Genomic DNA, 12875 nt, shown 5'->3' with positions numbered 1-12875 from the left:
AATACGCAGCAAAGTCAAAAATAATAGCGTCTTATTGACCCACCGCAACCGGCGCGGTGTTGAAATACGTCAAAGCTCGTTGAGATTCAGGCGAACATACCCGGCGCGATCGGCAATGGCCTGCCGCTCCTCTTCCTTCATGTCCGCAAGCTGTTTAAAAACGATGCCCAGGCGGGGATTGTTACCCAGACGCGCTTGGTTGCGCGCAAAGAAATCCCAGTAAAGGGCATTGAAGGGGCACGCCAGCTCTCCGGTACGCTGGCTGTGCTGATACCGGCACCCCTGACAGTAGTTACTCATCTTATGAATGTACGACGCGCTCGAGACGTAGGGCTTGCTGGCCAGTAACCCGCCATCGCCAAACTGGCTCATCCCGAGGGTATTGGGCAGCTCCACCCATTCAAAGGCATCAATGTAGACACCCAGATACCATTCATGAACCGCCTGCGGCGACAGACCGCTGAGCAGGCTAAAGTTCCCGATGACCATCAGGCGCTGGATATGGTGGGCGTAAGCCTCGGTGAGCGACTGCCCAATCGCATGCGCCAGGCAGCGCATCTGCGTCCTGCCGGTCCAGAACCAGTCCGGCAGCGGGGCGTGCTGGTCTAAGGCATTCAGCTCCCGATAGCCCGGCATCTGCGACCAGTAGATCCCACGCACGTACTCCCGCCAGCCGAGAATTTGTCGGATAAACCCTTCAACGGCAGGCAGCGGCGCATGGCCCGAACGCCATGCCTGCTGGGCGGCAGCCACCACTTCCCGCGGATTGAGCATTTTGGTGTTCAGCGCGAATGAAATTAACGAGTGGAAAAGAAAAGGCTCCTCAGCGTGCATCGCGTCCTGCCAGGCGCCGAAATGGGGGAGCACGTAAGCGATAAATTCATCCAGCCTGGCTTTGGCTTCCGAACGGTTGAGCGGCCAGCGAAAATTCCCGGCCTGCGGTTCGCCGAAGGTGTTTACGCCGCAGCGCTGGATCTCAACCCATAAGGCTGAATAATCATGGAGCGGACGCGAATCCTCCGGCGCGGGCGGTTCGCCGGACCAGCGCCTGCGGTTTTCGGCATCAAAATTCCATTTTCCCCCTTCCGGCTCGCCTTCTGAGGTTAACAGTATGCCGTGCTGACGACGCATTTCCCGGTAAAAGTACTCCATTCGCCAGCTTTTGCGCGTCGCAAAGAACGCGCTCACCTGTTCACGGGTGGTGAAGAAATGCTCGCTGCTGACGCAGGCCGTTTCGACTGAAGCCGCTTTCGCCCACGCCTGCAGCTGCGTATCCAGGCGCCATTCGTCGGGCTCCTGCCATATCACCCTGTCGGCGCCGTAATGCGCGACAAGCGCGTTGAGATTGTCTTCCAGCGCGCCGCGGTTTGAGCCGTCAGAGAGCCGGACATACCTCACCCGATGCCCCTTCTCCTTTAACGCAGAGGCAAACGCGCGCATGGCCGCAAAAATGGCGATCACTTTCTGAGCGTGGTGAAGCACGTACGCCGTTTCTGCCCGCAGCTCCAGCATCACGTAAATGACATTCGGATTGCAGGCATCAAACCAGCTGTGGTGCGGATTAAGCTGATCGCCGAGGATCAGGCGCAGTTCGGTCAACGGTGGCTCCTGCGACAGCGCTCAGAACAGTATTTAACCTCATCCCAACATTTCGCCCATTTTTTGCGCCACGTCATGGGACGCTGGCAGTGCGCGCACGCTCGACTGGGCAGGTTCTGCTTGTTACCTTTGAAATCGCTCATCTTTTCAATACCGTACTGATTTCTTCACTGAACCTGTGGATTCAGGCTACGACAGACTTCACAAAATGAAGGTGATGCCCGTAAACCGCTACCCACCGCTACGTACGAATGATAGTTTATTCAGGCTGGAATTGTCGCAGCGAGCGATTTTCTGGCATCTTAACCAAACCTGACTTTCCCATTTTTGTTCAAGTGACGAGTTTGCGAGCAAAGCGATGATAAAGTGGCCCTGGAAAACGAATGAGGCTGGCCGGGATATGGCGCTGCCATGGGATGACGCGCTGACGATCCCTGTTCTGGCTAATCTTAAGCCGGATGAACAAGCGAAACTGGTTCAGCTGGCGGATCGTTTTTTACAGCAAAAACGCCTGGTTCCACTACAGGGTTTCGAACTCGATCCCCTGAAAAACGCGCGCATCGCCCTGCTTTTCTGTCTGCCGGTGCTTGAGCTCGGCATTGAGTGGCTGGACGGTTTCCACGAGGTGCTTATCTATCCCGCGCCGTTCGTGGTGGATGACGAATGGCAGGACGATATCGGGCTGGTGCACAACCAGCGCGTGGTACAGTCCGGACAAAGCTGGCAGCAGGGGCCGATTATCCTGAACTGGCTCGACATTCAGGACTCGTTCGATGCGTCCGGTTTTAATCTGGTTATCCATGAAGTGGCGCATAAGCTCGATACCCGCAACGGCGATCGCGCCAGCGGAGTACCGCTGATCCCGCTTCGCGAGGTGGCGGGCTGGGAGCACGATCTGCACGCGGCGATGGATAACATTCAGGATGAAATAGACCTGGTGGGCGAAAGCGCGGCAAGCATTGACGCCTATGCGGCAACCGACCCGGCCGAGTGCTTTGCGGTGCTGTCGGAGTATTTCTTCAGCGCGCCCGAGCTCTTCGCGCCCCGCTTCCCGGCGCTGTGGCAGCGTTTCTGCCAGTTTTATCAGCAGGATCCGCTCCAGCGTCTGCGGCAAAATGAGGAGTCTGGCGGCCATTCCTCCCGCCAGATCCATTAAGGCTTTTCAGAAGGGGTCCGCTCGGTTGACCGTACCCCTATGCTCAACGCTAAAAACAGCACTGCCATTCCCCATGCGGCCAGCGTCAAAGACTGCTCGCCGTAAAAGCGCGTCACCACGGGCACCAGCAGCGCGCTGACGCCGTAGCCTAACGTGTGGCTGGTGGCGATGACGCCCGCCCCTTTCCCGGTGGTCAGCCTGTCGTTCAGCAGCAGCTGGTAGCCCGGCGTGGCCATCGCCGCCCCGAGTGAAGTGATAACAATCCCCACGTAGAACAGCGTTAAACCCGCGACGGTCATCAGCCCAAGCCCGGCCACCATCAGCACCGCCGCGATGCAGAGCAACGTCACCGGGGTGAAATGCTGCGGGCGGACCACCAGAAACTGCGCCGCGAGCGTGGCCAGCGCGGCCAGGCTCAGCAGAAGCGCAACGTGATGGCTGATGTCCCGGGCATTGCCCTCCAGCAGGGGGCTAAGATGCGGTGACAGTCCAAGCTGCATCAGGCTGACCAGCGCCGCCAGCAGCAGCGCCAGCAGCAGGAACGGCAGCATCGAGGCCTGCAGGCGGGTCGCCTGGTGCGCCACAGGTGGCAGCGGCGGGTCTGCGGCTTCGCGAATCACCAGCAGCAGGGCGATTAACGGCGCGATCGCCATCAGCCAGAGCGGCGCCACCGGGCTGACGCTGAGCATTAGCGCCGCCAGCGGCGGGCCGAGCAAACGTCCGCAGCTGAGGCCGGAGCTTATCGTCGCCAGCGCCGCCATTCTCTTCTCCAGCCCCGCACGCTGAATAGCCCACGTCTGGGCCGCAGGCACCAGCCCCGAGACCGTCAGTCCGTAGAGCAGACGTGAAAGAATCAGTCCCGCCAGTCCCCAGAATGTATCCAGCCTTCCGGCCGCCATCGCCCAGACCACCAGCGCCATGACGGCGAAACTGGCCAGATAGCCGCTCAGCGAGGCCAGCATCACGGCCTTACATCCCCGCCGCTCGCTCTGGCGTCCCCACCAGGGCGAGGCCGGTAAAAAGAGCATGGATCCGAACATGAGCAGGCCGGCCCAAACCGAAAGCGACAGCCCGGTCAGGGTTACCAGCTGCGGGAGCATCACCAGCAGGCCGTTTTGCCCGATACCTAATAAACCCGCACATAACGCCAGGGGCCAGTTGGCTTTTGAGGTGACGTTTTCGGTCAATGTTTCTGAGTCAGCGCGCATGAGAATGTGAACATAGTGTCAATAAATGTGTGGAAATCATGAAGTTTATGAAAACAAATATTGCAAAAATGGTTGCGACTGTAAACAGAATGAATATCATAACGAGAATTATTATCAATCATGGAATGAGGTACATCTATGCGTGCTCTGCCCCGCTCTGCCGGTACAGACGTTGCAGCCCAGTGTTTTTTAAACGCCCTGTTGCGCGAAACGAAGGACTGGCGCTATCTCCCCGCTATCGCTGCGGATGCGTTACCGAACATTCATATCCCGCTGTCCCAAACCCAGGCGCTTCGGGTTCCGGTACGCTATTTCTCCCCCACCCAGCATCATCAGTACCGTTTCCCGGCAACGCTTATTCAAAGCAACAGTGATGACGGTGACGCCGTCACATTTGATCAACTGGTTGATTTAATTATTGAAAAACCGTCAGTAAAAGGCTCGCTGGATGCCGATACGCTGGCGCGTTTTAAGCAGCGCGTTCTCGAAAGCCATGCTCACACCTGGCAGGCTATCGATCTGCGCCACGGCTGGGCAAACCTGCGCGATAAGCCGCTGACGTTTGCCGACGCGGAACAGGCGCTGCTGGTCGGCCACGCGTTTCATCCGGCGCCGAAGTCCCACGAGCCGTTCAGCGAAACCGAGGCGCGTCGCTATCTGCCCGATTTCGCCTCCCGCTTCCCGCTGCGCTGGTTTGCCGTTGAGAGCACGCTCGTTGCCGGCGACAGCCTGAACGTCTCCCTGCGCGAGCGTCTGCTGCGCTTCGCGGCCCAGAGCGCGCCTGAGCTGCTCGGCCACTTCACCGACACCCGCTGGCTGCTGCCGATGCATCCGTGGCAGGCCGACTATCTGCTGGAGCAGGACTGGTGCCAGCGTCTGGCGGAAAACGGTTCATTGCAGGATCTGGGCGAAGCGGGCGCGCAGTGGCTACCCACCAGCTCCTCCCGCTCGCTGTACAGCGAAACCAACGGCGACATGATTAAGTTCTCCCTCAGCGTGCGCCTGACCAACTCCGTGCGCACGCTGTCGGTCAAAGAGGTTAAGCGCGGAATGCGCCTGGCGCGCCTGGCGAAAACGGAACGCTGGCAAGATTTACAGGCTCGCTACCCAACCATGCGCGTGATGCAGGAAGACGGCTGGGCGGGGCTGCGTGACGAAAGCGGCGCTATTCAGGAAGAGAGCCTGATGGCCCTGCGCGTCAACCTGCTGTTCGATACCCCCGAAACGCAAACCAATGTACTGGTGAGCCTGACCCAGGCCGCGCCGGACGGCGGCGACAGCCTGCTGGCCTCCGCGGTGCGCCGTCTGAGCCAGCGTCTGGAATTACCGCTCGCCCAGGCCGCCCGCTGCTGGCTGGACGCCTATTGCGACCGCGTATTACTTCCGCTGTTCAGCGCCGAGGCGGACTACGGTCTGGTCCTGCTGGCGCACCAGCAAAATATCCTCGTTGAGATGCAGCAGGATTTCCCCGTCGGGCTGATCTACCGCGACTGCCAGGGCAGCGCCTGGACCGAAGGAGCCGACGGGTGGCTGAAAGAGGCGGGCGAAACGGAGGTGGAAAACCGCTTCGGTGAGAGCCAGCTGCTGCGCTACTTCCCTTATTACCTGCTGCTGAACTCTACCCTTGCCGTCACCGCCGCCCTTGCCGCCGCCGGTTTCGACAGCGAGGAGAGCCTGATGTCCCGCGTGCGCGACGCGCTGACGGAACTGCGCAAGACGGCAAAGCAGACCCGCTGCCTCGACTACGTCCTCGACAGCCCGACCTGGAACTGCAAAGGCAACTTCTTCTGCTACCTGCACGATCGCAATGAAAACACCATCGCCGATCCGGCGGTGATCTATTTCGACTTTAGCAACCCGTTTTACAAGGAGAAGGCGTAATGGCAATCGCGAATATCGTCCATTCCGGCTACGGCTTTCGCTGCACCGCAACGGATCGCGCGCTGCCGCTGACGTTGGGTCTCGACGGCAGCGCGGTGCTGGAGCGTCTGAGTGGGATCCCGGACGGCTGGCTGGTCGAAGCCCTGGATCAGCTGTTTGTTGCCGCACCCGCGCTGACCGGCATTACCCTGCCCTGGGCGACCTGGCAGGATGAACCCCAGGCGCAGGTGCTGTTTAGCCTGGCCCACGGGGACTATCTGGCACGCGAAACCTTCTGGCAGCTGCCGCTGTGGCTGAAAGGCGAACAATCCCAGGCCAGCGGCGGGATGCAGTTTGATGAGAGCCGTCAGCTGTATTTCCCGCTGCGTCCTCACCGCCCGCAGGGCGAAGTGTACCGTCGTTACGATCCGCAAATTAAGCGCACCCTCAGCTTCCGCGTAGCCGACGTGGCGATGGACGGCGAGCGCTTTACCCAATGGATGAACAACCCGCGCGTGAACGCCTTCTGGGAGATGGCGGGCCCGCAGGCCGAGCAGGAAAGCTACCTGCGCCGTCAGCTTGACTCGACCTACTGCTACCCGGTTATCGGCTGCTTCGACGACCAGCCGTTCGGCTATTTTGAACTCTACTGGGCGGCGGAAGACCGCATTGGCCGCCACTACCGCTGGCAGCCGTTTGACCGCGGCCTGCACATGCTGGTGGGCGAAGAGAACTGGCGCGGCGCGCAGTACATCCGCAGCTGGCTGCGCGGCCTGAGCCACTATCTGTATCTCGATGAACCGCGCACCGCGCGCATCGTAGCCGAGCCGCGCTTCGACAACCAGCGCCTGTTCCGCCACCTGGCCTCCGCCGGTTTCGACACGGTGAAAGAGTTCGACTTCCCGCACAAGCGCTCGCGCCTCATCATGAGCCAGCGCCACCGCTTCTTCAGCGAGGTGGAACTGTGAACGCGCTCTGGCAGAAAGTGAACCGCGAGATGGTGGCGAAGATCCTCGCCGAGCTGGAATACGAACGCACCCTGCGCGCTGAGTCGGTTTCGTCGGACGGCTGGCGCATCACCATGGGCAAGGAGTCCTGGCAGTTTCGCGCCGCGCGCGGGATCTGGGGCTGGCTGCATATCGACCCGAACAGCCTGATCGCCGCCAGCGGCGATGCCGTCGAAGCGGAAAGCGCGCTGCTGCAGCTGGCGACGGTGCTGGAGATGAGCGACGCGCAAACGGCAGAGCACATGGAAGATCTCTACGCCACCCTGCGCGGCGACATGCAGCTCCTAAAGGCGCGTGAAGCGCTGGACGCGGACGCGCTGATCCACCTCAACCCGGACGAATTACAGTGTCTGATGAGCGGTCATCCGAAGTTTATTTTCAACAAAGGCCGCCGCGGTTGGGGGCTGGACGCGCTGCGTCAGTACGCGCCCGAGTATCGCGGACGTTTTCGTCTGCACTGGGTTGCCGTTCAGCGGAAACATCTGGTCTGGAGCAGCGACGCCGATTGCGATATCAACGCTCTGCTGGCGAGCGCCATGGACAACGCCGAGCGCGCCCGCTTTGACGCCCGCTGGCAAGCGCTGGGTCTCAACGACGGCTGGCTGCCGGTGCCGCTGCACCCGTGGCAGTGGCAGCAGAAGATCGCCATTCATTTCCTGGCGCAGCTGGCGCGCGGAGAGATGGTTGAGCTGGGCGAATTTGGCGACGAGTATCTGGCGCAGCAGTCCCTGCGCACGCTCACCAACGCCAGCCGTCGCGCGCCGTATGACATCAAGCTTCCGCTGACTATCTACAACACCTCCTGCTATCGCGGCATTCCGGGCAAGTACATTGCCGCCGGGCCGCTGGCCTCGCGCTGGCTTCAGCAGCAGTTTGCCACCGACGCCACGCTTGCCCGCTCTGGCGCGCAGGTGCTTGGCGAACCCGCCGCCGGCTATCTGTCGCATCCGGGTTACGCCGCGTTGCCGAAAGCGCCCTACCGCTATCAGGAGATGCTGGGGGTGATCTGGCGCGAGAACCCGTCCTGTTATTTAGAGGACGGTGAGCAGGCGGTGCTGATGGCGGCGCTGATGGAAACCGATAACGCCGGGTGCCCGCTGATTGACGCGTGGATTAAACGCTCGGGGTTAAGCGCCGACGCGTGGCTGGAAAAGCTGTTTGAGGCAACGGTGATCCCGTTCTATCACCTGCTCTGCCGCTACGGCGTGGCGCTGATCGCCCACGGCCAGAACGTGACGCTGGTGATGAAGGATTACGTCCCGCAGCGCATCCTGCTGAAAGATTTCCAGGGCGATATGCGCCTGGTGAATGAGGATTTCCCGCAGGCCCAGAGCCTGCCGGAGCAGGTGAAGGCCGTCACGGCGCGCCTGAGCGCGGATTACATTATTCACGACCTCCAAACCGGTAACTTTGTGACGGTGCTGCGCTTTATCTCGCGCCTCACGCTGCAAAGCGGCGTCAGCGAAACGCGCTTCTACCAGATTCTGGCCGGAGTATTACGGGGTTATATGGCGGCGCACCCGGATCTGGCAGAACGCTTCGCCAAATTCGATCTTTTCAAGCCGCAGATTATTCGCGTGATCCTCAACCCGGTCAAACTGACCTTCTCCGAACACGACGGCGGCAGCCGCATGCTGCCGAACTACGTTACCGACCTCGACAACCCTCTTTTTCTCGCCTCCCGGGAGTCAGCGCAATGAAAACCTATGATTTCATCGGCATTGGTATTGGCCCGTTTAACCTCAGCATCGCCGCTCTGGCCGAAGGTCTGGACGGCTTTAGCTCGCTGTTCCTTGAGCGCAAGCCGCACTTTTCCTGGCACCCGGGGATGATGGTGCCGGACTGCCACATGCAGACCAGCTTCCTGAAGGATCTGGTCAGCGCCGTGGAGCCCACCAACCGCCACAGCTTCCTGAACTACCTTGTGCAGCGCAAAAAGTTCTATCGCTTCCTGACCACCGAGCAGCGCACCGTCTCCCGCGAAGAGTTTGCGGACTACCTGTGCTGGGCGGCGGAAAACCTCACCAATCTGTCCTTCAGCCAGCAGGTACAGCAGGTGAGCTTTGATGATAAAAGCGGCCTGTTTGAGGTGATGACCCAGCGCGACCGCTTCCTGGCGCGCCACGTCTGCGTGGGGATTGGCAAACAGATCAACCTGCCTGACTGCGTTACCGTGCAGGACGATACCTGCTTCCACGCCAGCGAGATGATGCTCCGCACGCCGGATCTTGCGGGCAAGCGCGTCACCGTGGTCGGCGGCGGCCAGAGCGGGGCCGACCTGTTCCTGAATATCTTCCGCGGCGAATGGGGCCAGCCGCTGAGCCTGAACTGGGTATCGCGCCGCAATAACTACAACGCGCTGGATGAAGCTGCCTTTGCCAACGAGTATTTCACGCCCGAGTACGTGGACAGCTTCTCCACGCTCGGTGAAGAGGCCCGTCGGCAGATGCTGCACGAGCAGAAGATGACCTCCGACGGTATCACCACCGAGTCCCTGCTTGCGATTTACCGCGCCATGTACCACCGCTTTGAAGTGCTGCGTGAAAAACCCTGGGCGCATCTCCTGCCGTCCCGCTCGGTGACGGCTCTGACGCGCCAGGAAAACGGACATCGCCTGAGCATTCAGCATCACCTCGACGGCGGCCGCGAGCAGCTGGAGAGCGACGTGGTGATTTTCGCCACCGGCTACCGTGCCGTGCAGCCCGCGTTCCTGGCGCCGCTGTCTCACCGCCTGCATCTGGACACGGACGAAGCCTTCTGCATTAACAATGATTTCACTCTCGAATGGGACGGTCCGCAGAGCAACCGCCTGTTCGCCGTGAACGCCGGGATGCACCGTCTCGGCATTGCCGAACCCCAGCTCAGCCTGATGGCCTGGCGCGCGGCGCGAATTCTTAATCGCGCGCACGCCGACGAGCCGTTTGAGCTGGCCACCACACCCGGCGTTATCCACTGGCGCACCACCGCCAGCCCGGACAGCAGCCCGGTTTTTAAATCATTAGCAAAAACCACCGAGTACTGACACACACAATCAGGATCAACATAACAATGAAACGTTCTCATCTTTGGGTTTTAAATCCTTGCTTGCTTGCAATGCTTTCTACCTCTGCGTGGGCGGAAGAACAAAAGGAAGAAAATATCGTTGTCTCCGCCAGCCGCGCGCACCGCAGCGTGGCGGAGATGGCGCAGACCACCTGGGTCATTGAGCGGGCTGAAATTGAGCAGCAGGTTCAGGGCGGGAAAGAAATTAAAGAGGTGCTGGCGCAGCTGATCCCGGGCATGGACGTCAGCAGCCAGGGCCGTACCAACTACGGCATGAACCTGCGCGGCCGCTCCATGATGGTGATGGTGGACGGCGTTCGCCTGAACTCGTCCCGCAGCGACAGCCGCCAGCTGGACTCTATCGATCCGTTCAACATTGACCGTATCGAAGTGATCTCCGGCGCCACCTCGCTCTACGGCGGCGGCAGCACCGGCGGCCTGGTGAACATCGTCACCAAAAAGGGCCAGCCGGATACCGAAGTTGAGTTCCAGACCGGGGCAAAGAGCGGGTTTAACAGCCACAACGATCACGATGAGAACGTGTCGGCAGCCGTAAGCGGCGGCAACGACAACGCCTCCGGTCGTCTGTCGGTGTCGTATCAGCGCTACGGCGGCTGGTATGACGGCAAAGGCAACGAGGTGATTATCGATAACACCCAGACCGGCCTCCAGTATTCCGACCGTATTGATGTGATGGGAACAGGCACCATCAACATTGACGATCGTCAGCAGCTGCAGCTGACGACCCAGTACTACAAGAGCGAGTCCGACGGCAAGCATGGGCTGTATCTCGGGAAGAACTTCTCGGCGGTAACGGGCGATGCGACCGCGTACAACAAAGGTAATCTCGATTCTGACCGCGTACCGGGCACCGAGCGCCATCTGATTAACCTGCAGTACTCCAATACCGACTTCTGGGGCCAGGATCTGGTCGCGCAGATTTACTATCGCGACGAGAGCCTGACCTATTATCCGTTCCCGACTCTGACCAAAGGCGTGGTGAGCAGCATCGGCGCGTCCCAGCAGAAAACCGATTTTTACGGCGGCAAGCTGACGCTGAACAGCAAGCCGGTGGACGATTTAACGCTGACCTGGGGTGTGGATGCCGACCACGAAACCTTCGATGCCAACCAGCAGTTCTTTAACCTGAGCAAGGCCGCGGCGAGCGGCGGCATGGAGCTGGATAACGCCTACAACGTCGGCCGTTACCCGGGCTACAGCATCACCAACCTCGCCCCGTTCCTGCAGGCCAGCTACGACATTGACGCCATCACCCTGAGCGGCGGCGTGCGTTATCAGTACACCGAAAACAAGGTGGACGACTTTGTCGGTTACGCCCAGCAGCAGGCCATCGCCACCGGGAAAGCCACCTCCGCCGACGCGGTGCCGGGCGGGAAAACCGATTACAACAACTTCCTGTTTAACGCCGGGATCCTCGGTCGCCTGACCGAACAGCAGCAGCTGTGGTTTAACTTCTCCCAGGGCTTCGAAATTCCGGACCTGGCGAAGTACTACGGCTCCGGCACCTATCAGCTCAGCAATGGTCACTATCGCCTGCTGAAGAGCGTCAACGTGAACGACTCGACGCTGGACGGTATCAAGGTCAACGCTTATGAGCTGGGCTGGCGCTACACCGGCGATAACCTGCGCACGCAGGTCGCGGCGTATTACTCGCTCTCGGATAAAACCATCACCATCAACAAGACGGATATGACCATCAACCTGGAAGACGACAAGCGTCGTATCTACGGGGTGGAAGGTCAGGTGGACTATTTCTTCACCGACAGCGACTGGAGCACCGGTGCGAACTTTAACGCCATCAAGTCTGAAACCCGCGAAAACGGCAAATGGGAGAAGCTGACGGTCGACAGCGCCAGCCCGTCGAAAGCCAGCGCATGGGTCAACTGGGCGCCGGGTGACTGGACCCTGCGCGTGCAGAGCACGCAAACCTTTGACGTGTCAGACTCCGACGGCAAGAAGATCGATGGCTATAACACGGTCGACTTCCTGGGCAGCTACGCCCTGCCGGTGGGTAAGGTCAGCTTCAGCGTGGAAAACCTGCTGGACAAAGACTACACCACCGCCTGGGGCCAGCGCGCGCCGGGGCTGTATAGCCCAACCTACGGCGCACCGGGCCTGTATACCTATAAAGGCCGCGGACGTACCTTTGGTCTGAACTACTCCGTACTGTTCTGATCCTGCGCGCCGCCTGCGGGCGGCGTATTTTGCTGTGTAATTTCAACTCAAATTTGCTATAAAATCAGCGATTTGCTGAAATTGTCGGCAAACGAACGAAAAGTTTAATTTCCCCCTTTGACAAGGTGAACGCAGGTCGATAATATTCGCCCCGTTCACACGATTCCTCTGTAGTTCAGTCGGTAGAACGGCGGACTGTTAATCCGTATGTCACTGGTTCGAGTCCAGTCAGAGGAGCCAAATTTGAAAAGCCTGCTTTTAAAGCAGGCTTTTTGCTTTTCTGCGTATCTGAAGTTAACTCTGAATCGCATCCAGCCTGGCAATCACCTTAATCTCAAACTGGAATCCGTACAGCCACGTCACGCCGATCCCAGTCAACGTAGGGTAAGGCGCTTCCCCCCAATATTCTGGCAGGATTCTCCAGATAGCGTCGAGGTTTGACTCGGGATCGACGACAAAGAGGGTAACGTCAACTACGTCATCGAACGTGCAGCCCGCAGCCGTAAGAACAGCATTAAGGTTATCGAATGCCAGCCGGATCTGCGCGTTGAGATCCTCTTCCGGCGAACCATCCTCCCGGCTACCAACCTGTCCCGAAACAAACAGGAAGCCGTTAGATTTGATGGCGGGTGAATAGCGATTGCGCTCATAGAGCGCCTGCCGACCGAAGGGAAAAACGGCTTCGCGCGTTGTCATGTTTGTACCTCTGTAATGGGGCTAAATCTGCCCGGTGAGCATAAACACACTTTACAGGCGCCGGAGCGGGCGGATAAACAAGCGACTTTGTCCATCATTGTTTGTAATATC

General features: G+C 59.7%; 10 protein-coding genes and 1 tRNA gene. 7 read left to right on the top strand and 4 right to left on the bottom strand.

Annotated elements, in window-relative coordinates; all coding sequences use genetic code 11:
* Positions 1-69: 69 nt before the first annotated feature.
* Both BJ885_RS11940 and BJ885_RS11935 read right to left on the bottom strand, forming a co-directional pair.
* Complete coding sequence (locus BJ885_RS11940; RefSeq protein ID WP_121932010.1) at positions 70-1599, bottom strand: cryptochrome/photolyase family protein; 1530 nt, start codon at positions 1597-1599, stop codon at positions 70-72.
* Positions 1596-1742, bottom strand: coding sequence for a DUF2256 domain-containing protein (locus BJ885_RS11935; RefSeq protein ID WP_071789391.1), 147 nt, complete (start codon positions 1740-1742; stop codon positions 1596-1598). Before BJ885_RS11935 ends, BJ885_RS11940 begins: the two co-directional genes overlap by 4 nt.
* Before the next feature lie 215 nt (positions 1743-1957).
* Between BJ885_RS11935 and mtfA the strand changes: the two genes are divergently transcribed.
* Positions 1958-2755, top strand: coding sequence for a DgsA anti-repressor MtfA (mtfA, locus tag BJ885_RS11930; RefSeq protein ID WP_023312333.1), 798 nt, complete (start codon positions 1958-1960; stop codon positions 2753-2755).
* Here mtfA and BJ885_RS11925 read toward each other — a convergent pair.
* Positions 2752-3963 carry an MFS transporter gene (locus BJ885_RS11925; RefSeq protein ID WP_121932009.1) on the bottom strand — a complete coding sequence of 404 codons (1212 nt, stop codon included), beginning with the start codon at positions 3961-3963 and terminating at the stop codon, positions 2752-2754. The genes mtfA and BJ885_RS11925 overlap by 4 nt on opposite strands.
* Positions 3964-4101: 138 nt before the next feature.
* Here BJ885_RS11925 and BJ885_RS11920 point away from each other — a divergent pair, with 138 nt between their 5' ends.
* The 6 genes from BJ885_RS11920 (at position 4102) to BJ885_RS11895 (ending at position 12308) form a co-directional block, all read left to right on the top strand.
* Positions 4102-5844, top strand: coding sequence for an IucA/IucC family siderophore biosynthesis protein (locus BJ885_RS11920; RefSeq protein WP_121932008.1), 1743 nt, complete (start codon positions 4102-4104; stop codon positions 5842-5844).
* Positions 5844-6791 (top strand): GNAT family N-acetyltransferase, encoded by a 948-nt coding sequence (locus BJ885_RS11915; protein ID WP_121932007.1) that lies wholly within the window; start codon positions 5844-5846, stop codon positions 6789-6791. The genes BJ885_RS11920 and BJ885_RS11915 overlap by 1 nt, the downstream gene beginning before the upstream one ends.
* Positions 6788-8530, top strand: a complete 1743-nt coding sequence (gene iucC, locus BJ885_RS11910) for an IucA/IucC family siderophore biosynthesis protein (protein ID WP_121932006.1) — start codon at positions 6788-6790, stop codon at positions 8528-8530. Before BJ885_RS11915 ends, iucC begins: the two co-directional genes overlap by 4 nt.
* Entirely contained in the window at positions 8527-9852 is a 1326-nt protein-coding gene (locus tag BJ885_RS11905) for a lysine N(6)-hydroxylase/L-ornithine N(5)-oxygenase family protein (RefSeq protein WP_063923169.1), read from the top strand. The genes iucC and BJ885_RS11905 overlap by 4 nt, the downstream gene beginning before the upstream one ends.
* A gap of 26 nt (positions 9853-9878) precedes the next feature.
* A complete protein-coding gene (locus BJ885_RS11900; RefSeq protein ID WP_121932005.1) occupies positions 9879-12068 on the top strand; it encodes a TonB-dependent siderophore receptor in 2190 nt (729 codons plus the stop codon).
* Positions 12069-12232: 164 nt separating this feature from the next.
* Positions 12233-12308, top strand: a tRNA-Asn gene (locus BJ885_RS11895).
* Positions 12309-12362: 54 nt separating this feature from the next.
* Here the strand turns inward: BJ885_RS11895 and BJ885_RS11890 are convergent.
* A complete protein-coding gene (locus BJ885_RS11890) occupies positions 12363-12764 on the bottom strand; it encodes a RidA family protein (protein WP_054830247.1) in 402 nt (133 codons plus the stop codon).
* Between the last annotated feature and the right edge of the window lie 111 nt (positions 12765-12875).

Source organism: Enterobacter sp. WP_7_1, from assembly GCF_003688535.1.
GTDB lineage: Bacteria > Pseudomonadota > Gammaproteobacteria > Enterobacterales > Enterobacteriaceae > Enterobacter > Enterobacter asburiae.
The sequence above is the reverse complement of the archived record's forward strand: the minus strand, read 5'-3'. Positions and strand labels throughout refer to the sequence as shown.

What these genes read in the sequence shown, in the direction of transcription:
- BJ885_RS11935 (WP_071789391.1), bottom strand. Translation starts at nt 1,742, where the DNA reads ATGAGCGATTTCAAAGGTAACAAGCAGAACCTGCCCAGTCGAGCGTGC.
- mtfA (WP_023312333.1), top strand. Translation starts at nt 1,958, where the DNA reads ATGATAAAGTGGCCCTGGAAAACGAATGAGGCTGGCCGGGATATGGCG.
- BJ885_RS11925 (WP_121932009.1), bottom strand. Translation starts at nt 3,963, where the DNA reads ATGCGCGCTGACTCAGAAACATTGACCGAAAACGTCACCTCAAAAGCC.
- BJ885_RS11920 (WP_121932008.1), top strand. Translation starts at nt 4,102, where the DNA reads ATGCGTGCTCTGCCCCGCTCTGCCGGTACAGACGTTGCAGCCCAGTGT.
- BJ885_RS11915 (WP_121932007.1), top strand. Translation starts at nt 5,844, where the DNA reads ATGGCAATCGCGAATATCGTCCATTCCGGCTACGGCTTTCGCTGCACC.
- BJ885_RS11905 (WP_063923169.1), top strand. Translation starts at nt 8,527, where the DNA reads ATGAAAACCTATGATTTCATCGGCATTGGTATTGGCCCGTTTAACCTC.
- BJ885_RS11900 (WP_121932005.1), top strand. Translation starts at nt 9,879, where the DNA reads ATGAAACGTTCTCATCTTTGGGTTTTAAATCCTTGCTTGCTTGCAATG.
- BJ885_RS11890 (WP_054830247.1), bottom strand. Translation starts at nt 12,764, where the DNA reads ATGACAACGCGCGAAGCCGTTTTTCCCTTCGGTCGGCAGGCGCTCTAT.